26 protein-coding genes are annotated in these 26,837 nt (G+C 70.1%); 15 read left to right on the top strand and 11 right to left on the bottom strand.

Features of this window, described 5'->3' with window-relative positions; translation table 11 throughout:
• The first annotated feature begins 183 nt into the window (after window positions 1–183).
• The 3 genes from ACIBTS_RS45470 (at window position 184) to ACIBTS_RS45480 (ending at window position 2,382) form a co-directional block, all read left to right on the top strand.
• Window positions 184–708 carry a DUF6879 family protein gene (locus tag ACIBTS_RS45470; protein WP_399327270.1) on the top strand — a complete coding sequence of 175 codons (525 nt, stop codon included), beginning with the start codon at window positions 184–186 and terminating at the stop codon, window positions 706–708.
• 13 nt (window positions 709–721) lie between these two features.
• A complete protein-coding gene (locus ACIBTS_RS45475) occupies window positions 722–1,576 on the top strand; it encodes a helix-turn-helix domain-containing protein (protein WP_399327272.1) in 855 nt (284 codons plus the stop codon).
• A 539-nt stretch (window positions 1,577–2,115) separates the two neighbouring features.
• Entirely contained in the window at window positions 2,116–2,382 is a 267-nt protein-coding gene (locus tag ACIBTS_RS45480) for a hypothetical protein (RefSeq protein WP_399327274.1), read from the top strand.
• A 226-nt stretch (window positions 2,383–2,608) separates the two neighbouring features.
• Here ACIBTS_RS45480 and ACIBTS_RS45485 read toward each other — a convergent pair whose 3' ends face one another.
• The gene (locus tag ACIBTS_RS45485) at window positions 2,609–3,421 is read right to left on the bottom strand and encodes a site-2 protease family protein (protein ID WP_399327275.1); all 813 of its coding nucleotides are present in this window, start codon (window positions 3,419–3,421) and stop codon (window positions 2,609–2,611) included.
• A 172-nt stretch (window positions 3,422–3,593) separates the two neighbouring features.
• Here ACIBTS_RS45485 and ACIBTS_RS45490 point away from each other — a divergent pair, with 172 nt between their 5' ends.
• Entirely contained in the window at window positions 3,594–6,938 is a 3,345-nt protein-coding gene (locus ACIBTS_RS45490) for an AfsR/SARP family transcriptional regulator (protein ID WP_399327277.1), read from the top strand.
• Window positions 6,939–7,150: 212 nt separating this feature from the next.
• Here the strand turns inward: ACIBTS_RS45490 and ACIBTS_RS45495 are convergent, their stop codons facing one another.
• From ACIBTS_RS45495 to panB, 3 genes are all read right to left on the bottom strand, one after another.
• Window positions 7,151–7,969 (bottom strand): ABC transporter permease, encoded by an 819-nt coding sequence (locus ACIBTS_RS45495; protein WP_399327279.1) that lies wholly within the window; start codon window positions 7,967–7,969, stop codon window positions 7,151–7,153.
• Window positions 7,966–8,991, bottom strand: a complete 1,026-nt coding sequence (locus ACIBTS_RS45500) for an ATP-binding cassette domain-containing protein (RefSeq protein WP_399327281.1) — start codon at window positions 8,989–8,991, stop codon at window positions 7,966–7,968. The genes ACIBTS_RS45495 and ACIBTS_RS45500 overlap by 4 nt, the downstream gene beginning before the upstream one ends.
• Window positions 8,992–9,143: 152 nt before the next feature.
• On the bottom strand, window positions 9,144–10,019 hold the full coding sequence (panB, locus tag ACIBTS_RS45505; RefSeq protein ID WP_319672619.1) for a 3-methyl-2-oxobutanoate hydroxymethyltransferase: 876 nt from the start codon (window positions 10,017–10,019) through the stop codon (window positions 9,144–9,146).
• A 180-nt stretch (window positions 10,020–10,199) separates the two neighbouring features.
• Here panB and ACIBTS_RS45510 point away from each other — a divergent pair, with 180 nt between their 5' ends.
• From ACIBTS_RS45510 to ACIBTS_RS45525, 4 genes are all read left to right on the top strand, one after another.
• Window positions 10,200–11,792, top strand: a complete 1,593-nt coding sequence (locus ACIBTS_RS45510) for an MFS transporter (protein ID WP_399327284.1) — start codon at window positions 10,200–10,202, stop codon at window positions 11,790–11,792.
• 55 nt (window positions 11,793–11,847) lie between these two features.
• Window positions 11,848–12,489, top strand: coding sequence for a TetR/AcrR family transcriptional regulator (locus ACIBTS_RS45515; protein WP_399327285.1), 642 nt, complete (start codon window positions 11,848–11,850; stop codon window positions 12,487–12,489).
• Window positions 12,490–12,695: 206 nt separating this feature from the next.
• Entirely contained in the window at window positions 12,696–13,757 is a 1,062-nt protein-coding gene (locus tag ACIBTS_RS45520) for an endonuclease/exonuclease/phosphatase family protein (protein WP_399327287.1), read from the top strand.
• A 122-nt stretch (window positions 13,758–13,879) separates the two neighbouring features.
• Window positions 13,880–15,136 carry an MFS transporter gene (locus tag ACIBTS_RS45525; protein ID WP_399327289.1) on the top strand — a complete coding sequence of 419 codons (1,257 nt, stop codon included), beginning with the start codon at window positions 13,880–13,882 and terminating at the stop codon, window positions 15,134–15,136.
• Between the two features lie 48 nt (window positions 15,137–15,184).
• Here ACIBTS_RS45525 and ACIBTS_RS45530 read toward each other — a convergent pair whose 3' ends face one another.
• The gene (locus tag ACIBTS_RS45530; protein ID WP_399327291.1) at window positions 15,185–15,766 is read right to left on the bottom strand and encodes a DUF6415 family natural product biosynthesis protein; all 582 of its coding nucleotides are present in this window, start codon (window positions 15,764–15,766) and stop codon (window positions 15,185–15,187) included.
• A 235-nt stretch (window positions 15,767–16,001) separates the two neighbouring features.
• Between ACIBTS_RS45530 and ACIBTS_RS45535 the strand changes: the two genes are divergently transcribed.
• From ACIBTS_RS45535 to ACIBTS_RS45545, 3 genes are all read left to right on the top strand, one after another.
• On the top strand, window positions 16,002–16,763 hold the full coding sequence (locus tag ACIBTS_RS45535; RefSeq protein WP_399327293.1) for a DUF5919 domain-containing protein: 762 nt from the start codon (window positions 16,002–16,004) through the stop codon (window positions 16,761–16,763).
• Entirely contained in the window at window positions 16,750–17,217 is a 468-nt protein-coding gene (locus ACIBTS_RS45540) for an NUDIX hydrolase (protein ID WP_399327295.1), read from the top strand. Before ACIBTS_RS45535 ends, ACIBTS_RS45540 begins: the two co-directional genes overlap by 14 nt.
• A gap of 100 nt (window positions 17,218–17,317) precedes the next feature.
• Window positions 17,318–17,641 carry a hypothetical protein gene (locus ACIBTS_RS45545; protein ID WP_399327297.1) on the top strand — a complete coding sequence of 108 codons (324 nt, stop codon included), beginning with the start codon at window positions 17,318–17,320 and terminating at the stop codon, window positions 17,639–17,641.
• 117 nt (window positions 17,642–17,758) lie between these two features.
• Here ACIBTS_RS45545 and ACIBTS_RS45550 read toward each other — a convergent pair whose 3' ends face one another.
• The 6 genes from ACIBTS_RS45550 to ACIBTS_RS45575 form a co-directional block, all read right to left on the bottom strand.
• The gene (locus tag ACIBTS_RS45550; RefSeq protein WP_399327299.1) at window positions 17,759–18,205 is read right to left on the bottom strand and encodes a S26 family signal peptidase; all 447 of its coding nucleotides are present in this window, start codon (window positions 18,203–18,205) and stop codon (window positions 17,759–17,761) included.
• Window positions 18,206–18,225: 20 nt separating this feature from the next.
• A complete protein-coding gene (locus ACIBTS_RS45555; protein ID WP_399327300.1) occupies window positions 18,226–20,157 on the bottom strand; it encodes an ABC transporter ATP-binding protein in 1,932 nt (643 codons plus the stop codon).
• Window positions 20,154–20,696, bottom strand: a complete 543-nt coding sequence (locus tag ACIBTS_RS45560) for a TlpA family protein disulfide reductase (protein ID WP_399327302.1) — start codon at window positions 20,694–20,696, stop codon at window positions 20,154–20,156. Before ACIBTS_RS45560 ends, ACIBTS_RS45555 begins: the two co-directional genes overlap by 4 nt.
• A 50-nt stretch (window positions 20,697–20,746) precedes the next feature.
• Complete coding sequence (locus tag ACIBTS_RS45565) at window positions 20,747–21,319, bottom strand: MauE/DoxX family redox-associated membrane protein (RefSeq protein WP_399327304.1); 573 nt, start codon at window positions 21,317–21,319, stop codon at window positions 20,747–20,749.
• Between the two features lie 89 nt (window positions 21,320–21,408).
• Window positions 21,409–21,636 carry a hypothetical protein gene (locus ACIBTS_RS45570; RefSeq protein ID WP_399327306.1) on the bottom strand — a complete coding sequence of 76 codons (228 nt, stop codon included), beginning with the start codon at window positions 21,634–21,636 and terminating at the stop codon, window positions 21,409–21,411.
• 109 nt (window positions 21,637–21,745) lie between these two features.
• Entirely contained in the window at window positions 21,746–22,747 is a 1,002-nt protein-coding gene (locus ACIBTS_RS45575) for a helix-turn-helix domain-containing protein (RefSeq protein WP_399327307.1), read from the bottom strand.
• 771 nt (window positions 22,748–23,518) lie between these two features.
• Between ACIBTS_RS45575 and ACIBTS_RS45580 the strand changes: the two genes are divergently transcribed.
• From ACIBTS_RS45580 to ACIBTS_RS45595, 4 genes are all read left to right on the top strand, one after another.
• Window positions 23,519–24,565, top strand: a complete 1,047-nt coding sequence (locus ACIBTS_RS45580; RefSeq protein ID WP_399327309.1) for an IS110 family transposase — start codon at window positions 23,519–23,521, stop codon at window positions 24,563–24,565.
• A gap of 74 nt (window positions 24,566–24,639) precedes the next feature.
• Window positions 24,640–24,939: a transposase gene (locus ACIBTS_RS45585; RefSeq protein WP_399327311.1), complete on the top strand. Its 300-nt coding sequence runs from the start codon at window positions 24,640–24,642 to the stop codon at window positions 24,937–24,939.
• A 97-nt stretch (window positions 24,940–25,036) separates the two neighbouring features.
• A complete protein-coding gene (locus ACIBTS_RS45590; protein ID WP_399327313.1) occupies window positions 25,037–25,816 on the top strand; it encodes an IS3 family transposase in 780 nt (259 codons plus the stop codon).
• A 566-nt stretch (window positions 25,817–26,382) separates the two neighbouring features.
• On the top strand, window positions 26,383–26,748 hold the full coding sequence (locus tag ACIBTS_RS45595; protein WP_399327315.1) for a hypothetical protein: 366 nt from the start codon (window positions 26,383–26,385) through the stop codon (window positions 26,746–26,748).
• Window positions 26,749–26,837: the final 89 nt, after the last annotated feature.

The following is a 26,837-nucleotide window of genomic DNA, read 5'->3' on the forward strand; positions in this document are numbered from 1 at the left end:
TCCGAGTAGTCCTTCATCGCCATCGGCGGTCTTCTCGCTTCCTCCGGATCAAGCAGATCCAGTATCAGCGTGTCCACCACTCAGGGGGAGGCTCCGAATGCTTGAAGACGGGGTCAATCCCCGACATGGAGGCAGTCGTCCGACTGCCCGCCCGCATGGCGCAGCAGATCAGGGAGGCGCTCGATGCCGCAGACGGTTCCGCCGTTCGCTGAGTTGCTCGCTGACTGCCAGCGTTCCGCGGTCCATCTGGAGACGCGCGACGTGTACGGCGTCGTCGAGGAGGATGAGGATTTCGCGGCCTGGCAAACGGGGCACCGCTACAACCTCGACGACCGCACGACGTGGTGGAACAGCTTCCATGACGTCGTTGCCGACGCCGTGGCGCGCGGCGTGGCAGTGCGTCGCGCCCGCGTCGTCTCAGAACCCGTGAGTGAGTACATCCGCTACGAGCACTCGTGCACGCCGCAGAACCTCACGGCGGGTGAAGACGTCCGGTGGCTTCCGCGTCGCCTGGCGTCGGACTTGCTCCTCCCCGGCAACGATCTGTGGATCTTCGACGACCGATTGATCCGGTTCAGCCTGTTCGCAGGTGACGGGCGGTTTGTGGGCGACGTCATGGAGGATGCGGCCGACGTCGTGAAGCGTCACGCGGAGGCGTTCGAAGCCGTGTGGGAGCGCGCGATCCCGCACGCTGACTACAGGATCTGAGCACCCCGCACTCATGCAGCCATCTCCTTACCCCTCGTCCAGCCTCGACGCGGCACGTCGTGCAGTCGCGGAACAACTCCGCGAAATTCGGCGTGACGCAGGGCTGACGGGTAGGGAGGTGGCTGCACTCGCAGGGTGGCAGCCGTCCAAGGTGTCGCGCCTGCAGAGCGCGACGACGCCACCGTCCGACGAGGACATCCGTGCATGGTGTGCTGCCTGCGGTGCTGAGGACCGCATCCCGGATCTACTCGCAGCGAACCGCACGGCCGACGGCATGTACACGGAGTGGCGACGAGTCCAGCGCTCCGGGCTCCGACGACTCCAGGAGTCCCGCGTCCCGCTCTACGAGCGAACGCGCACATTTCGCGTCTACAGCTCCACCGTCATCCCCGGGTTTCTGCAGACCTATGAGTACGCTGCCGCGCTGCTCGGGGATATCGCTCGTGTGCACGGCACGCCGGACGACGTGTCGGACGCTGCCGCCGCTCGCGTCGAACGGTCGCACATCATCCGCGAAGGAGATCACCGCTTCGCGATCATCTTGGAGGAAAGCGTCCTCCACCACGTGGTCGGAGACGTCGCCACCACGGCCGGCCAACTCGGCTATCTGCTCTCCGTCATGGCACTGCCTTCTGTGTCTGTCGGCATCATCCCCGCCGGTCGGCCACGGGGCATGTGGACGCTGGAGACGTTCACTGTCTTCGACGAGTCCCGGGTACACGTCGAGCTGTTGACGGCGGCTGTCACCGTGACGACGCCTGGCGAGATCTCTCAGTACGCCAACGCGTTCGAGGAAATGACGTCACTCGCCGTCTACGGTGCTGACGCCCGGTCACGCATCTCCGCGGCGATTGCCTCGCTCGGATGAAGCGGAATAGAATCTCGTAGAACTTCGTGGAATCCCGCTTGCCTCCCGACCTACCTTCGAGCCACTGGCACGGAGCCCCGACGGAGGTACAGGGATGGCGATAGGGAAAGCGCTGAGAGAACCGGACCTCGTCCCCGGGCCTGTTGTGTTCTCTCGCCCCGTGCCATTCCCGGGATGCGGAGAGTGCCGCGAGATGGACGACGCATGGGTGGCCGCGACGACGCCTGGTAGCGAAGCGCACGATCCGTCGCGTGCAACCGACATCGTGGTGTTGATGCGCCGGCACAAGGCCGACTCCCACGGGGGATCGCAGTGACGACGCGACCGCCATCCGTCGGAACACTCATGAAGGACGTCACGGCGAACCGATTCGGTGAGTTCCACGGGGTCGCCTCCGGGTGGTACTACCTGCGCCCCATCGGTGGCGGGCTGCAGTGGGAGGCACATCCCGCGAACGTCCGGCAAGCCACGTACGCCGAGACGAAAAGGGCTCGCGCACAGGCGACGGCAACCAACACACGCGCAGTCAAGGGGGAGATATGACGACGGTCAACAAAGTGTTTCCTGAGGTCAGCACGGCCGAAGAGCTAGCCGGCGTAGAGGCCATAAAATTCGTCGAGTGCTCGCGGTGCGTCGATCTGACGCCCATCACGGACGGCGTGGACCCCGTCGAGTGGGCCAGGAAGCACACCGCGTTGCGGCCGTGGCACACCACGTTCCGAACGCACAGCATCAAGAACTTCAGTGTGCCGGAGCCTTCGACGGAGCCGGACGAGCCGGTGATCTTCCCCTGGACCCGCGAGTGACGCCCGTGCGTCGCCCGCGGAGGGCGCGGCGGGGGTGGCCCGGGTTGAGGTCGAATGAGGTCGGCCGACTACCCGCACCCCCGCTAGCGTCCTGGCCCCTCCCCGCCCGTCACGGGGAGGCGTCCGCCCAGGAAGCCGTGACCCTACCCCCGTTGGGGACGCGAAGGCGGACACAGAGCCCCGCTCACCACTCCACCGGTGGGCGGGGCTTCGTCGTTTCCGCAGGTCAGGGGGTGCAGCCGACGTTGGGTCCAGTATCCCGCAGGAAGCTGAATACATAGTTGTACAGGTACTGACCGCAGTACGTGTCCAGGTCGCTGATTCCCAGGCCGCGCAGCATCGCGTCGATCATGTCGAAGAACTCCCGGTTCACCGACGGCACCCACAGCAGCACGAACACGAACAGCAGGCCGAACGGCGCGAACGGCTCCACCTGCCGCTTGACGTTGTACGACAGCCACGGCTCGATGATCCCGTAGCCGTCCAGGCCCGGCACCGGCAGGAAGTTCAGGAGCGCGGCCGTCACCTGGAGCATCGCGAGGAAGGCGAGCGCGAACCGGAACTCGATCGGCACGCCGTCCAGCGCGTCCAGCCAGAACGGCGCCGTGCACACCACCGCGAACAGCACGTTCGTCAGCGGACCGGCCGCCGAGATCAGACTGTGCCGCCACCGCCCCCGGATCCGCCCCCGCTCGATGAAGACCGCGCCGCCCGGCAGACCGATCCCACCCATGATCACGAACACCACCGGCAGCACGATGCTGAGCAGCGCGTGGGTGTACGCGAGAGGGTTGAGCGTCAGATACCCCTTCGAGCCGACCGAGATGTCACCGCTGTGCAGGGCGGTACGCGCGTGTGCGTACTCGTGCAGACACAGCGACACGATCCAGGCCGCCGTCACGAACAGGAACACCGCCACACCCGGCTGCTCGGCGAACCCCGTCCAGGTCGCCCAGCCGGTGACCGCCGTCACGGCGAGGATCCCGAGGAAGACGGGACTGATCCGCCGCTCGCTGCTGCGGCTGGTGGCGGTGGTCATGTTGCCCCCTGAACTCGTACGCACGTGTGGAACTGCCCGACCGTACCCGGCCGGGCCGCACGGAGAAAACGTCTCGCGGGCGGCAACCGGTTCCCAGGAGGGTGGACCGAGCCGCCACGCCACCCGGCCGAACCCCGTGACCGTCCCCGAACCCAGCGGAGAGAATGACCCCGTGCGCTATCGCATCCTCGGCACCACCCAGGCCCTTCGTCCGGACGGCACCCCCGTCGCCGTCGGCGGGGCGCGGCTGCGTGCTCTGCTCACCGTGCTGGCGTTGCGGGCCGGGCGCAGCGTTCCGGCGGGGCTGCTGACCGAGGAGGTGTGGGCCCAGGATCCGCCTGCCGACGCGGCGGGCGCACTCCAGGCGCTGGTCGGGCGGCTGCGCCGGACCCTCGGGGCGGGCGCGATCGACTCCGCCGAAGGTGGCTACCGGCTGGCCGTCGCCCCCGACGACGTCGACCTGCACCGGTTCGAGCGGCTGACCGTCGACGGCGCCCGCTCCCTCGCCGACGGCGACCCCGCCAAGGCGGCCGCCCTCCTCGACGACGCCCTCGCCCTGTGGTACGGCCCGGCCCTCGCCGACCTGCCCGACCGGGCCGTCGAGGCGGCCCGCTGGGAGGCCCGCCGCCTCGACGCGGTGCGGGCCCGGCACGCCGCCGCGATCGCCCTCGGCCACGGCGAGCAGTCGCTGCCCGAACTCACCGCCCTGTGCGACGCCCACCCCCTGGACGAGCCCCTCCAGGCCCTGCGGCTGCGCGCCCTGCGCGGGGCGGGCCGCACCGCCCAGGCACTGGCCGCCTACGACGACGTCCGCCGACTGCTCGCCGACCGCCTCGGCACCGATCCCGGCCCCGAACTGCGCACCCTGTATGCGGAGTTGCTCAACCCGGACGAGCCGAGCCCGGTCGGCCCGGTCGGCCCGGTCGGCCCGGTCGGCCCGGCGGAGTCCTCCGGGCCGGGGGGTTCCGTGACCCCCGAGGTGCGGGCCACGACGCCCGGCAACCTGCGTGCCCGGCTCACCTCCTTCGTCGGCCGGGAGGACGACATCGCGGCCATCCGCGGGGACCTCGCGAGCGCGCGCCTCGTCACGTTGCTCGGGCCCGGCGGGGCCGGCAAGACGCGACTGTCGCAGGAGGCCGCCGAGGCGGTACGGGACGCGGAACGGCCCGGGGCGCGCGACGGCGTCTGGCTCGCGGAGCTCGCGCCCGTCGCCGACCCGGACGCCGTGCCGCAGGCCGTCCTCACCGCCGTGGGCGCCCGCGAGACCGTGCTGTACGGCGCCGGCGCCGAGGAGATGCGGGCCGTCGCGGAGCGCCACGACGACCCCATGGACCGCCTGGTCGAGCACTGCGCCCGACGGCGGATGCTGATCGTCCTCGACAACTGCGAGCACGTCGTCGAGGCCGCGGCCCGGCTCGTCGAGGAGCTGCTGGCGCGCTGTCCGCGGGTGACGGTGCTGGCCACCAGCCGTGAGCCGCTCGGCGTGCCGGGTGAGGTGCTGCGCCCGCTGGATCCGCTGCCGGAGCCGGTCGCGCTGCGGCTGCTCGCCGACCGGGGCACGGCGGCCCGCCCCGGATTCCGCACCGAGGACGACCCCGAAGCCTGCGCCGAGATCTGCCGGCGCCTCGACGGGCTGCCCCTCGCCATCGAGCTCGCCGCCGCCCGGCTACGGATGTTGACGCCCCGTCAGATAGCCGACCGGCTCGACGACCGCTTCCGGCTGCTCACCTCCGGCAGCCGGACCGTCCTGCCCCGCCAGCAGACCCTGCGGGCCGTCGTCGACTGGTCCTGGGACCTGCTCGACGACGGTGAACGCGACGTCCTGGCCCGGCTGTCGGTCTTCGCCCGCGGCTGCGACCTCGCCGCCGTCGAGGCGGTGTGCGGCCCCGCCGCGCGCGACCCGCTCGACCTGCTCGCCTCCCTCGTCGACAAGTCGCTCGTCGTCGCCGCCCCCGCCCCCGGCGGCGACATGCGCTACCGGCTGCTGGAGACCGTCGCCGAGTACGCGGCCGAGCGGCTGGACGAGTCGGGCGGGCGGGCCGCCGCCGAACGTGCGCATCTGACGTACTACCGCGAACTCGCCCGCACCACTGAGCCGTTGCTGCGCGGACCCGGTCAGCGCGCCGCCGTCGACCGACTCCAGCTGGAGTACGAGAACCTGCGCACCGCGCTGCGCCGCGCCGTCGACGCAACTGACGAGCAGGAGGCCCTCAGCCTCACCCTGTCCCTCGCCTGGTACTGGCAGATGCGCGACCTGCGCATCGAGGCCCGCACCTGGTGCGGCGAGGTCATGGCCCTGGGCCCCGACCCGTTCGCCGAACCCCTGCGCCGGGCCGCCCCGGTGTGGAAGCCCTGCACGGACACCCCGCCCCCGCTGACCGGCGAGATCCTCATGGAGGCCCGGCGCGGTGTCCACCTGGCCCATCTCGCCTGCATGGACACCGAGATGGAGGCCTGGCAGGCCCCGGCCGCACAGGCCAAGCTGCGGCTGATCGCCGACGCCTACGAGCCCGGCCTCCCGCAGACCTGCCGGGTGCCCGGCATGCTCTGGTTCTTCGCCGTGCTGATGACCAGCGACCTGGAACGCATCCACACCATCGTCGACGCCAACGTCGACACCTGCCGCCGCACGCCCGGCTACGAGTGGGAGCTCGCCTCCTGTCTGCAGATGCGCGCCAACATCCTCGCCAACCGCTCCGAGTCGGCCGACGACGCCTTCCGGGACGCCGACGAGGCGCTGGAGATCTTCCGGCGCCTGCGCGACGCCTGGGGCACCGCCGAGGCGCTCTCCGCCCGCGCCGAGGCCCATGAGCGGCTGGGCGCCTACCACCAGGCCGCCGCCGACTACGAGGACGCCATGGAGCACGCCGAACGGCTCGGCGCCCGCGCCCAGTTGGCGGTCCTGCGCGCCCGGCTGGGCAGTGTGCTGCTGGAGGCGGGGGACGAGGAGCGGGGCGAGCGCCTGCTGCGCGAGGTGATCGACGGCCCCGAGCAGGTCGGCAGTGAGGCCGTCCCCGCCGCCCGTCTCTTCTTCGCCGGCTGGCTCGCCGCCGCCGGCCGCCGCCCCGAGGCCCGCGAACAACTCCAGCGGCTGCGCGCGGGGTTCGACTTCGGGCACTTCGCCGTCTTCGACGCCTTCCTGCTGGGCGCGGAGGCCTGGCTGAACGCCGTCGACGGCCGGCCCGAGCAGGCCCTGACCGACATCCGCACCGCCCTGCGGCGGGCCACGGAACCGCTGTCCGCGGCCATCGCCCCGCAGATGCGCTCCGTCTACCTCTGCGTCGCGGCGATCGCGCTCAGCAGCGTCGACGGCGGCAGCCGAGCCGCCGCCGGCGCCCGCTGTCTGGGCGCCGCCGACGCCCTGCTGCCGTCGCGCCACGTGCCCCCGCGCTGGGAGCGCGAGGCACGCGATCTGGCCATGACCCGCACCCGCGCCGCGCTCGGCGACACGGCCTTCGAGGCCGAGTACGCCGAGGGCGGTGGCCTCTCCTACGAGGAGGCCACCGCCCTGGTGTGACGAGCCACAGCCGACCCGACCGGTCAGGGCCTGTCCGGCGGATCAGGCTAGTGCCGCGGCAGGCAATGTCTGCCCGTCAAGGAGCGGCGTTGGGTGCGTGCTCTCGGCGTGCCGGCCGGAAGCCCTCGTACTGGACGTACTTGGGCTTTCGGCCGGTGCGGCGAGAGGGCGTGCCGGGCGGCGCGACGGGGCGAACGTTGCCTGCCGCGGCACTAGTTCTTGGTGCGGAACTTGTGGATGGCGACCGGCGCCATCAGCGCCGTCAGGCCCACCGACCAGGCCAGCGTCACCCACAGGCCGTGCGCGACCGGGCCGCCCACCATCATTCCGCGCGCGGCGTCCGCGAGGGCGGACAGCGGGTTGTAGTCGGTGAAGTTCTGCAGCCAGCCCGGCATGGACCGGGTCGGCGCGAAGATCGACGAGCCGAACTGCAGCGGCATCAGCACCAGGAAGCCCATCGCCTGTACGGACTGTGCGCTCTTCATCATCACGCCGAGGGTGATGAACACCCACATCAGCGCCGAGCCGAACACGGTGGCCAGACCCACGGCGCCGAACAGCCCCGGCCAGCTGGTGATGTCGAAGCCCACCAGCACGCCCACGATCAGCAGGATCGCGCACGCGAGGAGCATCCGCATCAGCTCCACCACGATCTTGGCGATCAGCACCGAGCCGCGCCCGATCGGCAGGGACCGGAAGCGGTCCATGACCCCGGAGTTGAAGTCGGTGTTGAAGCCGGTGCCCACGCCCTGGGACATGTTCATCCCCATCATGGCCAGCAGCCCGGGGACGACGTACTGCACATACGCCTCCTGCCCGCCGCCCAGCGACTGGCCGATGGAGCCGCCGAAGACGTACACGAACAGCAGGGTGAAGATCACCGGGAACAGGACGGCGTCGAACATCGACTCCGGGTCCTGCCGGATCCACAGCAGGTTGCGCCGGATCAGCGCACCCGTGTGCCGGGCATGGCTGCGCAACGAGATCCGCGTGTCGGCGGCCGTGGTGATGTCAAGAGTGGCGGTACTCATACCGCGACCTCCTCGCGGGTGTGGGTGGGCTGGGCGTCCTGCGGGGCACTGGCGCGGTGGCCGGTGAGGGACAGGAACACCTCGTCCAGGCTGGGCAGTTCGGTGGTGAGGGAGGAGAGGGTGATGCCGCGCGCGGTGACCGCGCCGATCACCGCGGTCAGCTGTTCGTCGCTCAGCACCGGAACCAGCAGTGACCCGCGCTCGGCGTCCACGACGGTGGTGGCGAGCCCGGTGATGCCGAGTTCGTCGAGCCGGCCGGCCAACGGCCGCAGCTGGAGCGGGTCGGCGGGCCGTATCCGCAGCGTCCGGCCGCCGACCCGGGCCTTCAGCTCCTCGATGCCGCCGCCCGCGATGACCTTGCCCCGGTCGACGACGGTCAGCTCGGAGGCGAGCTGCTCGGCCTCCTCCATGTACTGGGTGGTCAGCAGCACGGTGACGCCCTCTCCGACCATCGCCTTGACCTCGTCCCACACCTCGTTGCGGGTGCGCGGGTCGAGGCCGGTGGTCGGCTCGTCGAGGAACAGCACCTGCGGGCGCCCGATCATCGACGCGGCCAGGTCGAGCCGGCGCCGCATGCCGCCGGAGTACGTGCTCGCCGGCCGCCTGGCGGCCTCCGTCAGCGAGAACCGCTCCAGCAGTTCGTCGGCACGGGCCCTGGCCTCCTTGCGGGACAGGTCGAGCAGCCGCCCGATCATGTAGAGGTTCTCCCAGCCGGGGAGCTTCTCGTCCACCGAGGCGTACTGCCCGGTGAGCCCGATCACCCGGCGCAGTTGCCGGGGCTGGCGTACCACGTCGTAGCCGACGACGGTGGCGTGCCCGCCGTCGGGAGCGAGCAGCGTGGACAGGATCCGTACGAGGGTGGTCTTCCCGGCGCCGTTCGGCCCGAGCACCCCCATGACGGTTCCCTCCCGCACCTCGAGGTCGACGCCGTCCAGTGCCTTGGTCTCGCCGTAGTGCTTGACCAACCCCCGAACGGTCACAGCGCTTCCCGCGCCACTGGGGTTCTTGTCGATTCGTGTCATGCAGGGAACAGTGCCAACCTCCACCGACAAACCGCCGACAGACCACCGACAGCCCGCCTACAACCATGGGCCGGGCACGCAGCAGCCCGCCGACGGGGGAAGTTCGGCGGGCTGCCTGGTGCGGAGTTGGCTCTACTGGTGCGGCGTTGGCTCTAGTGGACGGAGTGCTCGTCCTGCGGGAACGTTCCGCCGACGACGTCCTCGGCGAACGCCTTCGCCGCGTCGCCCATGACCTGACGCAGGTCGGCGTACTGCTTCACGAACTTCGGGACCCGGCCGCCGGTCAGCCCCAGCATGTCGGTCCACACCAGTACCTGCGCGTCCGTCTCGGGACCGGCGCCGATGCCGACCGTCGGGATGTGCAGCACGCGCGTGACCTCGGCCGCCAGTTCCGCCGGAACCAGCTCGAGGACCACCGCGAACGCGCCCGCGTCCTGCACGGCCTTCGCGTCCCGCAGCAGTTGCTGGGCGGCCTCCTCACCGCGCCCCTGCACGCGGTAGCCCATCGCGTTCACGGACTGCGGGGTCAGGCCGATGTGCGCCATGACCGGGATGCCGGACTCCACCAGCAGCTCGATCTGGCGGTGCGAGCGCTCGCCGCCCTCCAGCTTCACGGCGCCGACTCCGGCCTCCTTCACCAGCCGGGTCGCCGAGCGCAGCGCCTGCACCGGACCCTCCTGGTAGGAGCCGAAGGGCAGGTCGCCGACGATCAGTGCGCGCTGCGTGCCGCGCACGACCGCCGCCGACAGCATGGTCATCTCGTCGAGGGTGACGGGCACGGTCGTCTCGTACCCGAGGTGGCAGTTGCCCGCCGAGTCGCCCACCAGCATCACCGGGATGCCGGCCTCGTCGAAGACGGACGCGGTCATCGCGTCGTAGGCGGTGAGCATGGGCCACTTCTCGCCGCGTTCCTTGGCGAGGCCGATGTCGCGGACGGTGATACGGCGTGTGCCCTTGCCCCCGTACAGCGCCTTGCTGCCGTCGGAGGTGTTCTGCTGCGCAGTCTGGGCAGCCGAAAGCTGCGTCATTGCAACGGCTCCTAACGTCATCTCGAGGCGCCCTCACGGCGTCCCCGGACCGTCTCCCATGGTGGCACCTCGTGCCAGGGAGGGCCAGAGCGCCCCCTGTGGGTAAGGCCTCAGTAAGAAACACGGTAAGAAAATCGATACGAGACGGTCTCGTATCGGAACTGGCCTAGGCTCGGCGGCATGACTACTCCTGCCGTCCCCACCGCGCCGCGGATACCGGAAGCGGTGCACCGGCGTCGCTGGGCGATCCTCGGCGTGCTGATGCTGAGCCTGTTGATCGTGGTCCTCGACAACTCGATCCTGAACGTGGCGATCAAGACGATCTCGACGCCCGCCCCGACCGGGCTCGGCGCCACCCAGAGCGAGCTGGAGTGGGCGATCAACGCCTACACGCTCGTCTTCGCGGGACTGCTGTTCTCCGCCGGCCTGCTCGGCGACCGCATCGGCCGCAAGAAGGTCCTGCTCGGCGGGCTCGCCGTCTTCGGCGTCGGCTCCGCGCTCGCCGCCGAGTCCGGCTCGCCGGCCCAGCTCATCGCCTTCCGCGCGCTGATGGCCCTCGGCGCCGCCTTCGTGATGCCCGCCACCCTCGCCGTTCTGATGAACGTCTTCGAGCGCGAGGAGCAGCCCAAGGCCATCGGCATCTGGGCCGGCGGGGTCGGTCTGGCCATCGCCATAGGGCCGATCACCGGCGGTCTCCTCCTGGACCACTTCTGGTGGGGCTCGGTCTTCCTCATCAACGTGCCGATCGTGCTGCTCGCGTTCGGCCTCATGCTGTGGCTGGTGCCCGACTCGCGCGACCCGAACCCCGGGCGGATCGACCCCGTGGGCGTGGTCCTGTCCGTGGTGGGCCTCGTCCTGCTCGTGTACGGCATCATCAAGGGCGGCGAACTCGCCGACTTCACCGATGCGACCGTGCTGTCGACCATAGGCGCGGGCCTCGCCGTCCTCGCCGCGTTCATCGTGTTCGAGCAGCGCAGCGACCATCCGTCGATCGACGTCAGCTACTTCAAGAACAAGGTCTTCTCGGCCGCGATGACCGTCATCATGCTGGTCTTCTTCGCACTGATGGGCGTGACCTTCTTCTCCGTCTTCTACACCCAGAGCGTGCGCGGCTACTCGCCGCTGCAGTCGGGTCTGCTGCTGCTCCCGCTGGCAGCCGCCCAGCTGGTCTTCGCGCCGCGCGCCCGGCTGGTCGTGGACCGCATAGGGATCAGGGCCACGACCACGACGGCGATGCTGGTCCTCACGGCGACCCTGGGCGCGTTCGCCACCCTGGACGCCGACACGCCGATCTGGCTGCTGGAGGTCGTCTTCTTCTGCATGGGCGCCGGGATGGCCCATGTGATGACCCCCACCAGTGTCGTCATCATGCAGTCCCTGCCCCGCGAGAAGGCCGGCTCCGCCTCCGCGCTCAGCAACACCTTCCGTCAGATCGGCGGCGCGCTCGGCATCGCCGTCCTCGGCTCGGTGCTCTCCACGTCGTACCGGGGCGGCATCGAGGACAGCCTCGGGTCGCTGCCGGCGGGGCTGCGCGAGACGGCGGGCGAGTCCATCGAGGCGACGCTCGGGGTCGCCGCCAAGCTCGGCGGGCGCGGCCAGAGCCTGATCGCCCCCGCCAACGACGCGTTCCTGCACGCCATGCACATCACCGCGTTGTGCGGTGCGGGGGTGGCCTTCCTCGGCGCGGTCGTGGTGGCCCTGTTCCTGCCGGGCCGGCCGAAGCCGGCGCAGGAGGAGACGGAGGAGGGGGAGTTGGTCCAGTCGAAGTCGTAGGCCGGGCGACAATTCCCCGGTACGACGAAGGGATCAGAGGAAGGAATCAGTGGACGTGAGCCTCGCCGAGAGCGGTACCGACGACGGAACCGCGGAGCAGCCGGTTCGGGGGCGGCCCCGGAGCGAGGCCGTGGAACGCGCCATCATCGAGGGGACGATGAGGCTGCTGGAGGAGGGCGTCCCGCTCGCCGAGATCTCCATCGAGCGCATCGCCCGCACCGCCGGCGTCGGCAAGGCCACCATCTACCGCCGCTGGAGCGGCAAGGAGGAGCTTTTCGTCGACGTCCTGCGCGCCGCCGAACCCGCGGACTCCGAGGTGCTCCCGGGCACTTCCATGCGCGACGACCTGATCGTGCTGCTGGAGGGGCTGCGGCGGCGCGGCCTCGCCAACCGCTCCTCGGCGATCCTGCACAACGTCCACGCCCAGATGAAGAGCAGCCCCAAGATCTGGGCGGCGTACCACAACTCGGTCATAGTGCCCCGGCGCAGGATGGGCATCGACGTCCTGCGCCGGGGTCAGGAGAACGGCGAACTCCGCGCCGACCTGGACGTGGAACTGGTGAACGACCTCGTCGTCGGCCCCATGCTGGTCCGCGCGCTCCTGCGCCCGGACGCCGAACTCCCCGACGACCTCCCGGAACGCATCGTCGACACACTGCTGGCGGGACTACGGCCCGTCAGTTCCCCGGCGGCGTAGGGCCGAGGGCGGGGCCCGGCCGTCCGGCCCATGTGCACGTTTCGTTACAGACCGGTCCGTGTGGCCCGGCACCGGAACCCGTGAGAGCGGCCCGTTCGTCCTCGTGCCCGTACGGCCGTCACGGGACGGCGAGAACGAACCCGAACATCCCCTAGGGTCGTACCCGGGGGACGGACGGTGTGCACGGCGGGCAGTGAGGCGACGGTATGGCGCAGCAGGCGTACATGACGGAGACGGGCGACAACAAGGGCTCGGGACGCGAGCCTCGGGGAGTCCGCATCCGGCGCCTGATCGGCACTCTGCTCGGCCGGGCCTTCGGCGGCTGGCGCGGTGACCCGCGCATCTGGCGGCGGGGCCTGGTCCTCACCGGGTTCGCGCTGGCGTTCTCCCTGGTGATGCTGGTGCACTCGCGCATCCCCAACCACTACGGCAACCTCGGCAGTCTCACCGAGACGTTCCTGCCCTGGATCGGCGTCTTCGTCCCCGTGCTGCTGGTACTGGCGCTGGTGCGCAGGTCGGCGACGGCGCTGATCGCCGTCGTCCTGCCGGCCGTGGTCTGGCTGAACCTCTTCGGCGGGCTCCTCGGCGACAAGACCGGCGGCGGCGGCGACTTCACCGTCGCCACCCACAACGTCAACGCCGACAACCCCGACCCCTCCGGCACCGCCCGTGACGTGGCCGCGTCCGAGGCGGACGTGCTGGCCCTGGAGGAGCTGACCGACTCGGCGGTGCCGGTGTACGAGAAGGCGCTGGCGGCGACGTACAAGTACCACTCGGTGCAGGGCACGGTCGGCCTGTGGAGCAAGTACCCGCTGAGCGGGGTGAAGCCCGTCGACATCAAGCTGGGCTGGACGCGCGCGATGCGGGCGACGGCCGCGACGCCGCAGGGGCAGGTCGCCGTCTACGTCGCCCACCTTCCCTCCGTGCGGGTGAAGCTGCAGGCCGGGTTCACCGCCCGGCAGCGCGACAAGAGCGCGGACGCGCTGGGCGAGGCGATCGCCGACGAGCCGCTGCCCCGGGTGATCCTGCTCGGCGACCTCAACGGCACCATGAACGACCGCTCCCTCAACGCGGTGACCTCCCAGATGCGCTCCACGCAGGGCGCGGCCGGCAGCGGCTTCGGCTTCAGCTGGCCGGCGTCGTTCCCGATGGCGCGGATCGACCAGATCATGGTGAAGGGCGTGGACCCGGTCACGTCGTGGACCCTGCCCCGGACGAGCAGCGACCACCTCCCGGTGGCCGCGCGGGTGAAGGTCACCACACCGTAACCAGCAGGTCATCCGCTGGAACGCCGGGGGAATACCGGGCCGGGAAGACTTTGTTCCGTACGTGAACATACGAAACGTATGATGAACGTCAGTCCCCGCTCTCCCTGAAAGGCAAGTCCTCCATGCCCCTGGCCCTGCTCGCCCTGGCCGTGGGTGCCTTCGGCATCGGCACCACCGAGTTCGTGATGATGGGCCTGCTGCCCGAGGTCGCCGCCGACCTGCACGTCTCGATCCCGACCGCCGGCCACCTGGTCTCGTCGTACGCGCTCGGCGTCGTCATCGGCGCGCCGCTGCTCGCCGCCGTGACCGCCCGGATGCCCCGCCGGACCGTCCTGATCTCCCTGATGGCACTCTTCGTCGCGGGCAACGCCCTCTCCGCCCTCGCCCCCGGCTACGACTCGCTTCTGGCCGCCCGCTTCCTCAGCGGACTGCCGCACGGCGCCTTCTTCGGCGTCGGCGCGGTCGTCGCCACGAGCATGGTCGCGCCGGAACGCAAGGCCCGCTCGGTGTCGCTGATGTTCCTCGGCCTGACGGTCGCCAACATCGTGGGCGTGCCGGTGGCCACACTGATGGGCCAACACCTGGGCTGGCGCGCCACCTTCCTCGGCGTCAGCGTGATCGGCCTCGCCGCGATCGCCTCGCTCGCCCTCCTCATCCCGCGGACCCTGCCCGGGGCGACGCCCGCCACCGGCCTGCGCGGCGAACTCGCGGCACTGCGGTCACTGCCGGTCTGGCTGGCACTGGGGACCACCGTCGCGGGCTTCGGCGCCCTCTTCTCCGCGTACAGCTACATCACCCCGATGCTCACGGACGCCGCCGGCTACGCCGACTCCAGCGTGACCCTGCTGCTCGCGCTGTTCGGCGTCGGCGCGACCATCGGCAACCTGCTGGGCGGCCGCCTCGCCGACCACGCGATGCGGCGCACCCTGTTCGCCGGCCTGACGTCCCTCGCGGTCGTCCTGGCACTCTTCCCGCTGCTGATGCGCGCGCAGTGGAGCGGCGCCCTGGCCGTCGTCCTCCTCGGCGTCGCGGCCTTCGTCGCGGGCACCCCGCTCAACCTGATGGTCATGGAGAAGGCGTCCACAGCCCCCTCCCTGGCCTCCTCCGCCAACCAGGCCGCCTTCAACCTCGCCAACGCCGGCGGCGCCTGGATCGGCGGCCTGGCCCTGGCGGCCGGCCTCGGCGCGACCTCCCCGGCGACGGCGGGCGCGGCACTGGCAGCCCTGGGCCTGGGCGTGGCGGGCATCGCCTACGTCGTCGACCGCCGCAGGGCCCGCGCCGGCGCCCCCGGCCGGGAACGGGTCGTCGCGACCCATCTGCCGCGAGCGGCGGAGCCGGCGCGGGCGGGGGAGACGGCGCACGCGGGGGACCGTCACTGACGTCGGACATCGAGGCACACGCAGCCCCGCACCCCGAACGACGCGCCCTCAGACCGGCAGTCGCCAGGAGGGCCCGGCGGGATTCCCGGCCCAGACATGTTGGGTGCCGTCGATGTCCACGGTCATGCCGAAGTCGGACTGCGGAGGCGATCCCGCGTCCTGCCAGGCGGCAAGGGCGTCCTCCACTGCGTCCCACAGGCGAAGAGGGCCGTGCTGGTGAGCGTGCCAGCCGCCTCCGACGACGCGGGCCAGCCGTCGCGCATGGCCGATGTCCCCGCCGAGTCGCGGACTCGGCCCGGTGCGGAGCTTTCCACGGGCCTCTCCTACGCAGGCGAGTGCGCAGTAGCGGGGGACGCTGGTGTCGTCCAGCTTTCCAGCAGCCTGCTCGACCTCGGGGATGAGCAGGTCGAGGTGCCCACGCAGGGTCTTCGTCAGCGTGACCACCTCATCGGCAGGCAGAGCGAGCGCTTCCGGGGCGGCATCCGGGTTCAGCACGATCTCCACGGTTTCGCGCATCACGGCGATGTCCACGGCGAATGCCGGTACTTCGAACTCGCGGGGGACGACCACTGTTGTGCGGGGTGGTGTGACCACCCCTTCACGGGTGACCTTGTACACCCTGATCGTCATCTTGGCTCCCCGTGTGTCCTCTACGGGCGGGGCGGTACCGTTCGTCATGTCGACGCTCCCTCTCAGGTTTGAGCGTTGGCCATGCCCCGGGGCCGTTCGCGCGGTCGCCGGGGTCGAGCCTTGTAGCTCACTCACATTCGCGAGTTGAGCGGGGCGTTACCACCGCGCGCGAGGGACGTTGAGTACGGAGTTGGAATACGCTCATAAGGCGTCCCTAACGTCCCAGGGGGTACCCGTGAACGAGGCTCTTCGTCGCGCGATGGCTCAAGCGCGCTTGAACGAACGGCAGTTGGCAGAGCGGTGCGGCGTCGACGCTAAGACGGTCGGCCGGTGGATCACGCAGGCAGGTCGGATCCCTCGGGCACGCCACCGGTGGGCCGTCTGCGATGCACTCGGAGAGGACGAAACAGTGTTGTGGCCAACAGCAGCGAAGAAGGCGATCAAGGTCGGCCCGGACCGCGAGATCGTCTCCGCGTATCCGTACCGGTCTTCCTGCCCCGCAGCACTGTGGCGATCGCTCATCATGAACGCCGAGCGGGAGTTGACGTTCGCGGGCTACACCAATTACTTCCTGTGGCTCGAACACGCCCGTTTCGGCAGTATGTTGCGACGCAAGGCCGCGCAGGGGTGCCGGGTGCGGTTCCTGATCGGTGACCCCGACAGTGACGTGACCCGTTCACGAGAAGAGGACGAAGGGGTGGCTCTCACACTGTCCACCCGCATCCGGGTGACGATCGCCGAACTGGCGAAGATCAAAACCGAGGCCGGCATCGATGCACGGTACAGCGCTGGACACGCCCACCTGTCGGTGTTCCGCTTCGACGACGACATGATCGTGACACCACTTCTGACGCACAGCGTGGGCCACGACGCGCCGACGTTGCATCTTCACCGCCACCAGGACGACGGTATGTTCGACCGCTTCGCCTCGCATGCCGAGGAACTATGGAACCGTGGCACCCCGGTATGGGAAAGGCAGACCCGTGAGCAGGCGTGACTACGAGGACGACCCGAACGCCCCGGAGGCGAACAGCCTCGTCCCTGCGGCCTCCGCTGTAGTGGTCGACGATTCGGGACGCATCCTGCTCCAGCGCCGCAGTGACAACGACATGTGGGCCCTGCCCGGCGGTGTCATGCACATCGGCGAGTCCCTCCCCGACTGCGCCGCCCGGGAAACCCTCGAAGAGACCGGGATCGAGGTCGAAGTCACTGGCATCGTAGGCACCTACACCGATCCTCGACATGTCTTCGCCTACGACGACGGCGAGGTACGCCAGGAGTTCTCCGTCTGCTTCCTGGCCCGCCCCGTCGGCGGCGAGTTGGCCGTGTCGGACGAATCCACGGACGTCCGCTGGTTCGAGCCCGCCGACGTCGACGAACTTCCCATGGTTCCAAGCATCCGCAAACGGCTGAACGACTGGCGAAACGGCACCATGCCAGCCCTTCGCTGACGTACCTCGGGGGTGGAGGCAGGCTGTCGGTCGGTCAGGCTGTGGCGATCGTGAACGGTTGAGCCCGTCGAGTGAACGCCGAGCCCACCAGGAGCCTCGTATGGAAAGCACCGTCATCCGCCGCTTCGAGGACGCCGATCTCCCCGGCGCGGCAGCGGCCCTGACGGACGTGCACGCCACCGACGGATACCCCGTCGAGGGAGTGGCCCGTCCGGAGGAATGGTTGCGGTCAGACGACGTACTGGCCTCCTGGGACGCGGCGGCGGGGCAGCGGATCGTCGGCCACGTGGCGGTGATGAGGCCGCGGGGCGAGGGTGCCGTGTCCTTGTGGGGCGAGCAGAGCGGTGATGACGAGCGGCAGATCGGGGTGCTGGCCCGTCTCTTCGTCGTCAGGGACGCACGCACGCGCGCCGTAGGCGAGTAACTGAGCTCTCAATGGCATTGAGGTTCAAAGACAAGCTCACGCCCGGACCGCGATGCGCGATGCCCCGGGGACCCCGGAAGTGTCCGGTTGGCGGCCAACTGCGGCGGGGAGAGGGGTTCAGTGCCCGACCACCGTACCCAGCACCCGTTCCATGGGGAAGTAGCCCGCCTGGCGCGAGTCGTAACTGTTGGCCGGATTGTCGCCGAGAAGGACGAGTCGACCAGGCGGCACGACAGGGCCGGCCGTACGGTCCAAGGCCAGCAGACGGTCCAGCGGGACCGGGTCGCCGGGGACCGCCGCCACGCGTTTGATGATCCACTGCCGGGCCACCACCGCACGGGAAGATGCCGTGCGGTCCACCGACGGCAGAGGCCAGCTCACGCCCGGCGCGGGGCGCTCCAGCACGACCACCCGCCCCACTGCGATCCGGCCACCGCGGTGTACGAGGACCCGGGCACCGTCCTCGTACACCGGGGCCATGCTGCTGCCCCGCACGGTCACCCGGACCACCGTGTACCGCAGCAGCACGGCGACGCCCGCCAGGCCGAGCGCTGTGGCGGACACGGCCCAGTACCCGCGGCGCCTCACCGGCGGCCGGCTTCCTCGACGCCGGGCCGGCTGTCCTCCGCCAGGTAGCCGGACGCCTGGAGGGCGAACAGCCGCGCGTACTCTCCGTCCGCCGCCATGAGGGCAGCGTGGCTGCCCCGTTCGACGACCTGCCCCGCCGCCAGCACCACGATCACGTCGGCCTCCCGGACCGAGCCGAGCCGGTGGGAGATCAGCAGGCTGGTCCGGCCGCGCCGGTGTGTCCGCAGCGCCTCCTGGATCTCCGCCTCCGCCTGCGCATCAAGCCCGGAGGCAGGCTCGTCGAGGATCATCAGATCCCGCTCGTCCCGTAGGAACGCGCGGGCCAGCGCGAGTCGCTGCCACTGTCCGCCGGAGAGCACGACACCGGTGGCCGGCTCGCCGTCCTCCGACATCGCGGGGAAGCGGCGGGACAGCAGCGTGTCGTACCGCCGGGGCAGCGTGGACAGCTTGCGGTGGATGCCCGCCCGCTCCGCCGCTCCCCGGATCCGTTCCGCGTCGTTGAAGGCGTCGAGATCGCCCAGTCCGATGTTCTCCGCCGCCGTCATGTCGTACGCCATGTAGTCCTGGAACGCCGCGCCCAGCCGGGTACGCAACTGAACCGGGTCGACGCTCCGCAGGTCGACGCCGTCCCAGAGGATCGCCCCGTGCGTCGGGTCGTAGAACCGGCACAGCAGTTTGACCAGGGTGGACTTGCCTGAGCCGTTCAGCCCTACGAGCGCCAGCGCCTCCCCGTGCCGCAGCCGGAAGCTGACCCCGCGCAGTACCCACGGATGCTCGTCGGAGTACCGGAACCACACGTCCCGGAACTCGACGCCCTCTCGCAGCGCGGACAGCGGGGCCGGAGAGGCGGGGACCGGCAGATCGGGCTCGCAGCGGACGACGTCCAGGTAGTGCTCGAAAAGCATCAGCGCCTCGTGGGAGCCTGCGACGTGCCCCGCGACGGCGGTGAGCGAGCCCTGTACGCCTGCGACAGCCGCAATGAAGATCGCGATGTCGCCCACCGAGAGATGACCGGACCGCGCCGCCACCACGGCCCACATCACCCCGCCGCCGGAGACCAGCGCGGCGAGCAGCGCCAGCCCCGACTGGACGAGCGCGACCCGCCGGTCCAGCAGCGCCTTGGCCGCGTTGGCCGTGCGCCGGTCTGTGAGCATCCGGCCTTGGAGGAAGGAGCCGATGCCGAACAGTCGTACTTCTTTGGCGGCTTCGGCGGTCGACAGCAACTCGCTGTAGAAGATCTCGCGCCGTTCCGTGGGCCCGAGGTCCCAGTGCAGGCCCACCCGCTGTCGGGACAGGATCAGTTCGGCGACCAGCGTGGGCACCCCAGCCGCCAGCACCAGCACGGTCATAGCGGGGCTGAGGACGAAGAGGGAGCCCAGGAAGCCGGTGACCGTGATCGCGGCCTGGGCCAGGCCCAGTATCCCGTTGACCACCTGGCCGGGTCCGACGGCGCTCGCCTGCTGCGCCAACCGCAGCCGGTCGAGGAAGGCGGGGCTCTCGAACCGCTCCAGGCCCACGAATCCGTTGACGGCCGTGAACAGCCGGACCTGCGTCAGCAGGCCGATGGCGCGGTCCAGTTGCGACTGCAGGTACTGGTTGGTGTGTGTGGTCACCGCGGTCACCACTCCGACGCCCGCAAGTCCCGCTGCCAAGCCGACGAGCGCGGCCGTCGAGCTGCCGCCGTCCGTCAGGCTGTCCAGGGCGAGCTTGGTCAGCCAGGCCGCCGCCACGGGGAGCGCACCCGTCGCGAGCGTCAGCAGCACGTAGCCGGTGCAGGCCGCCGGAGCCGCCCGTGCCGCCAGGGCGATCGCCGCCGCCGCGTGCCGTGGATAGCGCGAGAGACCCGCCGGGCGGGTCTCCTGCCGCTCCCGGCCGGTGCGCTTCCCCGCCCACGCCGGGCCGGGAGCGCGGGACGAGGCCCCGGTCACGCGGTCAGGCTGGTCGAGCGGCCGAGCGCCACGTCGTCGTCCACGACGACGAGTCGCCCGTCGGTTTCGCGTTCGGCCCGTAGGACGCTCGGGAAGGCGCGGATCCCCAGCGCGGTGGTCATCGCGCCGCCGGAGTCCTCGACCACGACGTGCGCCACCTGGGTCAGTTCGGTCACGAACTCGGCCGCCGCGTCGGCGTTGCCGACGACGGTCGCGATCACTGAGGAGCGGCCGCCGGGCTCCTGCCGCGCGTACTCGACGAAGCGGGGGAGTTTGTCCCGGCAGGGCTCGCAGGTCGGGGAGAAGAACCCGAAGAGGGCCGGCCCGGACAGCAGGTCGCGTATCAAGGGCTCCCCGAGGGTGGTCGACGTGTCGAACTCCCCTACCTCCTGGCCCACTTCGAGGCGGACCGGATCTCCCTGCACGGCTCCGAGCATCTCCGTGTGCTCCCGCAGCCGTTTGACGACGCCGAGGGTGAGGACCAGGTTCAGCGTGCAGAGTGCTCCGACGAGGGCCACGACGGCGATCAGGACGGGCATGGCGGCTCCTTGGCTTCTTGGTGTGCGTACGGGTTGACCGCGCCGACCGGTCAGGCCGACCGGTGGTGTGCGTCGGTCACGTCGGCGCGCCCAGAGGCGGGCTGCGGACGGAAGAGGGAAAGCAGGTGGTCGAGTTGGGTGACTACGGCCCCGGCGAACAGCCCGGCGACCCCGGCCACCACCACACCGCCTGGCCGGGCGCCGGCGTCTACCGGTACGGCGAGCGCACCCGACACGCCGACGGCACAGAGCACGACGTTGCGCACGATGTGCGGGGTGCCGAGCGGCGTCGTCGAAGGGCCGAAGCAGCGGCAGGGGGCTGTGGTTCCCCGGTGTACGGCCACCGCGATACCGGCGGTGAAGGCAGCCAGCAGGGCGGAGGCGACGAGGAACCCGGTCGTCGCGGCACCCCGCGCCGGTACGGTCATCAGGACGCACACAGTCGCCTCCCCGGCGATCACCGTCCGAGCCACCGGGCGGACGAGGACGGATGGCACCACGCCCAGGGACCGGACGGACATGACGAAGGCGGTGAACGCGGGGCGTCCTGCGACCTTGCCGACGACGGACACCAGGAACACCAGCCCCAGCACCCCGCGGGCTCCCGCGACCAGGTACTCCATCGAACTGCCTCCGGCGCGTAGGGAGCGGGATGGAGCCGTGCGGCGGGCGACCACCCACCGCACGGCGGTAGCGACGGGACGAACCGCCGTCAGAAGCAGTAGCCGGCGCCCGGGCTGCAGTTCGCGCAGCGGTCGAACACCCAGGTGCCGCCACCGCAGGGCTGCTTGCGGTACCACCGGTGCCCGGTCGACGCACAGCCGGACGAGCCCTGCACGCACTGGTAACACATGCAGGACGCTTCGGCGGCGGACGCGTCCACGCGCGGTACCAGCAGGTCCAGCATCCTGCTGCCCAGTCCCTCAAGCCTTGTGAGCATGTCTCGCTCCTTCGCGATCGAATGGAAAACCGTCTCCGCCGTGGCCGTGCGCGGATGCCCGTACGTGGGACGCGGCGCGGCCACGTCCGGGCGGACGGCGGGGCAAGGCTCACGGCCGCTCGCCGTGAACGGTGCCCTCGGCAACGAGAGTGCTGGATGTCCGCGGTGCTGTCGTTGTCTCGGGGTGCGGGATGGTTGTCGGTCCGTGCGGCGTCGCCCGCCGACGGAAATCGCGCGGCGAAGCCCCGTACACGGACCGGAAGACCCGGCTGAAGTGTGCCTTGTCCGGGAACCCCCAGCGCGCGGCGATGGAGTGGATCGGCTGCCCCGCCAGCCGCGGATCGGCGAGATCACGACGGCACCGCTCAAGCCGTTCCTGCCGGATCCAGGCGGCTACGGTCTGGCCGTCCTCCTCGAACAGGGTGTAGAGGGAGCGGCGGGACAACTGGTGTGCCGCGGCGATGCTCTCCGGGGTGAGCGGATCGGCGAGATGGTGCCGGATGAACTGCCGGATCTGCGTGCGCAGCGCTTGTCTGCGGTCCTCGGAGTCCAGGCCTGCGGTGGGACCGACCGCCCCGCTGAGCACCGACGTGACCAGGCTTGTGGTGACCTCGGTGAGGAAGGGGCCGTCGGCCTGCGCGAACTCGTACGCACGGCCGGTGATGTCCGCCAACCAGCGCGAAAGTGCGCCGCCCATGCCCGGCCCGAGGGAGACCGGAACGACGTGGAGTCGTTGCACGGTGCGCGGGGTCAACCGCAGCACGGCGCGCGGGAACTGGACGATCTCGAAGGAGTGGACCCCGGCCGGGTCGTCGAACCGTCCGCGGTAGGTGCTGGCACTGTCCATCAACACCAATTGCCCGGCTCCGACACGGGTGTGGCGCCGCCCGTCGCTGAAGGTGGCCCGACCTCTCCTCATGTGCAGGACGTGGAAGGCCCGAGGGTCGCTTCGGCGGATGAGCCGCACGGTACGGGCGAAGCTGATCCGCGGGCAGACCAGTGCCGCGACCCACACGCCGCCGAGATGCAGGACCCGCAGGCCCGCGCGAAGCCGCATCGGCCCGTTTGACTGCAGGGCCGGCACGTGCCACAGCCCGGTGATCTCGTCCAACACCGCCCGGTGCGGTCGGAGCCGTTCGCCGTGCGCACCGGGACCGTGAAAGGCTTCGGGAGAGCGAGTGGCCACCCGCACGGCATCTCCCCGCCCCGGTAAAGGGGGTGGACATCTTTCGGGCATACCCATGTTTCCATCCAGGTCAGGGCGATTGTGTCATGTACACCCCCACGAAGGGGGCTTATGTCGCCGAGCTGGTGCGAAGGGGCGGCCCCGGGGCACGGGGAATGCCACGGCTCGTCCTCGCGGGTTGGTGGCCCTCACCCCACCCGCCGAGCCGTCCGCGAGCGCGGCTGTGCGCCGGTCGCGGGAAGCTGGTATGGCCTGGCGGCCAAGCCTTCTGCGGGTCTTGTGTGTCTTGCCGGTCGTGGCGACGGTTCGTCCGGCCGGGCCACCACAGACTCTGCTGACCGTTGACGGGCCGAGGCAACGGCAACTGGCTGTCCCGGACAGTCTGATGCTGTCCGGGCTGGTCAGAGCCGTGTCCAGGATCATGTCCGGGCTTGTGCGTGAAGCTTCCGACTTATATGGGGATAGCGGAGCGCGGTCGAGTTGGCCGCTCGTAGCGTCTCCGTAGGGCGCCGGATCGGATGGCTCGTGAAGCTTCTGCCGCCTTCCGGGGCTGGCTCTCAAGGGGTGTGCCACCGGCCCGGCGTCCGCCCACGGTCTGACTCAACAGAGGCGTGTACCTGCTCCAGGTGGTTCCGAAAGTCGGAGTGTCGGCCGTGGACGTCCCTGCTGTCACGCACCTGTTGGGAGCACTCTGCCGTGGTCCTACTCGGAGTCGATCCACACAAGTCCACACACACCGCCGTCGCCGTGACCACCGACGATCAGCAGCAGCTGTCCTCGGTGACAGTCCGGTCGAGCCTGCCGGAGTACCGGCGCCTGCTGCGCTGGGCCCGGCAGTGGTCGCAGCGTTCCTGGGCAGTGGAGAACGCCAGCGGACTGGGCCGGCGCCTGGTCCAGTGGCTCATCGCCCGCGGCGAGCACGTCATCGACGTCCCGGCTACAGCAACCAGCCGAGTCCGCGAACTGTCCCGTGGAGGCGGCCGGAGGAACGACCAGATCGATGCTGCCGCCGCCGCGACCGTGGCCCACCTGCACGGCGACGGCCGGGAAGTCAGGGCCGAGGACCACTGCACCGCCCTGGCATTGCTCGACGAACGGCGGGTCAACCTCGCCCAGGCCAGGGTACGCACAGTCAATCAGCTGCACGCGCTGCTACGGGACCTGCTGCCCGGCGGAGCCCCGGCGCAGATGTCCGCCGACCAGGCCACCGCGCTCCTGCGTACAGTGCGGCCAGCTGGCGAGGTGGAGAAGGTCCGCAGGGGCCTGGCCCGCGAACTGGCGGTCGAACTTCGCGCCATTGAGAAGCAGTTGGCCTCCAACGCTGCGCGCCTCGAGGCGCTCGTGACGGCTTCGGGCAGCACTCTCAGCAAGACTCCCGGCATCGGTCCGGTGCTTGCCGCACGGCTGATCGCTCGTGTCGGGTGGGCCAGCCGCTTTCCCAGCGCTGCGGCCTTCGCGAACTACACCGGCACCGCCCCAGTGGAGATCGCCAGCGCCGACAAGGCCCGCCACCGACTCTCCCGGTCCGGAGACCGGCAGCTCAACTCGGTGCTCCACACCATTGCTGTGGTCCAGATCCGCATGCCCAACTCTCCCGGACACGCGTACTACCAACGGAAATTGACCGAAGGGAAAACCAGCAAGGAAGCCAAGCGCTGCCTGAAGCGACGGCTGGCCGATCACCTCTGGCGGACCATGATCGCCGACGAACGCCGAACTCAACTTCTCGCTGCAGCGCCTTGACACGACACAGAGGCACCCCTTGATCGTGGACACCTGGAGACTGGGACCTGAGGTTCCAGAGGAAGTAGCACCAGGTGGGAAGCAAGTACACGAAGCGGTACACCGAGGAGTTCAAGCGGGACGCGATCGCGCTCGTCGACTTCTCGGGCAAGACGGTCACCGCGGTGGCCCGGGAGCTCGGCATCAGCTCGGAGTCCCTGCGCGGCTGGCACCGCAAGGCCAAGGCCGACCGGGGCGAGGGCCAGAGCGGCGAGCTGACCAGCGCCGAGCGCGAGGAACTGCGGCGGCTGCGCAAGGAGAACCGCGAACAGCAGCAGACGATCGAGATCCTGAAAAAAGCGACCGCCTTCTTCGTGAAGGAGAACGACCGGTGAGCGAGTTGCACCGGTTCATCCATGCGGAGAAGGCGAACTACCCGATCGCCCTGCTGTGCCGGGTGCTGCGTGTGGCCCGCTCCTTCTACTACGCCTGGTGCGAGGGCAAAGCCGCCCGTCGCAGGCGCCAAGCCGCCGACGACGCACTCGCGCACGAGATCACCGTGCTGCACCTCGCCGTACCTACGGTGTCCCGCGCATCCACGCCGAGCTGCGCCGCCTCGGGCGGCGGGTGAACCGCAAGCGCATAGCCCGGGTGATGCGCGAGCGCGACATCCGCGGCGTCACCCGCTCCAAGCACCGCTCACTGACCCGGCCGGACAAGAAGGCGAAGCCGGCCCCGGACCTGATCGGCCGCGACTTTCACGCCGATACGCCCGGAACCAAACTGGTCGGCGACATCACCTACCTGCCCACCGCCGAGGGCTGGCTCTACCTCGCCTGCTGGCTGGACCTGGCCACCCGCGAGGTAGTCGGCTATGCCATGGCTGACCACCACCGCACCGAACTCGTCGTCGACGCCCTGGACATGGCCCACGGCCGGGGCCACCTGCAGCCCGGCTGCGTGATCCACAGTGATCGCGGAAGCGAGTACACATCGACCCAATTCCGGGACCGAATACGGGAGTTGGGACTGCGGCAGAGCTGCGGGCGCACCGGATCATGCTTCGACAACGCCGCCGCTGAAAGCTTCTGGGCCCTGCTCAAGGAGGAGATCGGCACCCGGACCTGGCCCGACCGGGCCACCGCCCGCGCCGAGGTCTTCAACTTCATCGAGACCTTCTACAACCGCCGCCGCCTGCGCAAGCACAAGATCTTCGGCTACCTCACCCCAGCTGAGACCAGGCAGCGGCAACAGCACGCCCTCGCCGCATAACCATCGAGTGTCCAAGATCACGGGGAAACTTCGCTCACTGGTGTGCACCGCAATGGGATACGGGCTGAGCCACGACCTCCGCCTGGTCCTGGACGTGATGGTCAAGGACGCGGCCGCCATACGCCTTTACGAGCGGCTCGGTTGGCTCAGTACGGGGCGCGTCGCGCACCACTTCGGCAGAGGGCAGTGCATCGATGCCGTCTGCTACGTGGCTCCCGGCGCAGGACCGGTCCCGCGGTCGTGTCCTACGTCGTGGTGTAAGGGATCAAGCGTCACGCGTTCCGGTACGAGGCCCCTGACGATCTCCGCAGAGGCAGTGGCCCACGAGGCGCCCTACTGAGGCGAGTTGAATACCCGGTCCGGCGGAGCCACCGTCCCCGACCTGCGGATTCCGGCGGCTTGATCGGCTACACCACCCGGCGGGACGCCATCGGTCCCGCCCGTGGGCGGGCTTTGATCGGAGTGGAGCATGGTGGCGACTTACCAAGTGCTGGCAAGGTGAAGGCACTTGGGATGAGTGAGCCGTCTACGACGACCCGCGACGGCACAGGGGAAGGGGACAGCAGATGGACTGGTTCTGGTGGGTTCTCATCGTCTTCTGGACGGGTGGCTTCGCATGGGCGACGGACAACGTCCGCACCGCACTGCGCAATCGGCATGAGCGCAAGTTGCAGTTGCTGGAGGCGGCGAAACAGGAACGTCTCGCCATCGACGCAGCCAACAGGTCTCCGGAGCCGGTGTGCGGATGCACGCACCATCTCGCCAAGCACGACAAGCAGGGCCGGTGCCACGAGCGCGTCGAGGTGCCGACGGCTTGGGACGAGAACAAGAAACCGCTGCGGTACGAGGCCGGCCAGTGCAACTGCCAGCAGTACGTGGGACCGCAGCCTCTGTCTCAGGTGTTCGCGGAGGAGCTGACGGACCGCGCCTGAACAGGACACGAGAGGCGGTCGTAGATGGGGTCTGGGCGGGGGCCGGGCAGCCGTCAACGCCAACGCCCACGCGCCCACAGCCGGACTGC

It is taken from the genome of Streptomyces sp. NPDC050121 (assembly GCF_044460385.1).
In the GTDB taxonomy this organism is placed as follows: Bacteria; Actinomycetota; Actinomycetes; order Streptomycetales; family Streptomycetaceae; genus Streptomyces; species Streptomyces soliscabiei.

Coding starts and splice junctions, on each gene's coding strand:
- ACIBTS_RS45565 (WP_399327304.1), bottom strand. CDS start 21,319: ATGGAGTACCTGGTCGCGGGAGCCCGCGGGGTGCTGGGGCTGGTGTTC.
- ACIBTS_RS45495 (WP_399327279.1), bottom strand. CDS start 7,969: ATGAGTACCGCCACTCTTGACATCACCACGGCCGCCGACACGCGGATC.
- ACIBTS_RS45530 (WP_399327291.1), bottom strand. CDS start 15,766: ATGACGATCAGGGTGTACAAGGTCACCCGTGAAGGGGTGGTCACACCA.
- ACIBTS_RS45520 (WP_399327287.1), top strand. CDS start 12,696: ATGGCGCAGCAGGCGTACATGACGGAGACGGGCGACAACAAGGGCTCG.
- ACIBTS_RS45480 (WP_399327274.1), top strand. CDS start 2,116: ATGACGACGGTCAACAAAGTGTTTCCTGAGGTCAGCACGGCCGAAGAG.
- ACIBTS_RS45570 (WP_399327306.1), bottom strand. CDS start 21,636: ATGCTCACAAGGCTTGAGGGACTGGGCAGCAGGATGCTGGACCTGCTG.
- ACIBTS_RS45500 (WP_399327281.1), bottom strand. CDS start 8,991: ATGACACGAATCGACAAGAACCCCAGTGGCGCGGGAAGCGCTGTGACC.
- ACIBTS_RS45560 (WP_399327302.1), bottom strand. CDS start 20,696: ATGCCCGTCCTGATCGCCGTCGTGGCCCTCGTCGGAGCACTCTGCACG.
- ACIBTS_RS45470 (WP_399327270.1), top strand. CDS start 184: ATGCCGCAGACGGTTCCGCCGTTCGCTGAGTTGCTCGCTGACTGCCAG.
- ACIBTS_RS45475 (WP_399327272.1), top strand. CDS start 722: ATGCAGCCATCTCCTTACCCCTCGTCCAGCCTCGACGCGGCACGTCGT.
- ACIBTS_RS45525 (WP_399327289.1), top strand. CDS start 13,880: ATGCCCCTGGCCCTGCTCGCCCTGGCCGTGGGTGCCTTCGGCATCGGC.
- panB (WP_319672619.1), bottom strand. CDS start 10,019: ATGACGCAGCTTTCGGCTGCCCAGACTGCGCAGCAGAACACCTCCGAC.
- ACIBTS_RS45595 (WP_399327315.1), top strand. CDS start 26,383: ATGGACTGGTTCTGGTGGGTTCTCATCGTCTTCTGGACGGGTGGCTTC.
- ACIBTS_RS45510 (WP_399327284.1), top strand. CDS start 10,200: ATGACTACTCCTGCCGTCCCCACCGCGCCGCGGATACCGGAAGCGGTG.
- ACIBTS_RS45545 (WP_399327297.1), top strand. CDS start 17,318: ATGGAAAGCACCGTCATCCGCCGCTTCGAGGACGCCGATCTCCCCGGC.
- ACIBTS_RS45485 (WP_399327275.1), bottom strand. CDS start 3,421: ATGACCACCGCCACCAGCCGCAGCAGCGAGCGGCGGATCAGTCCCGTC.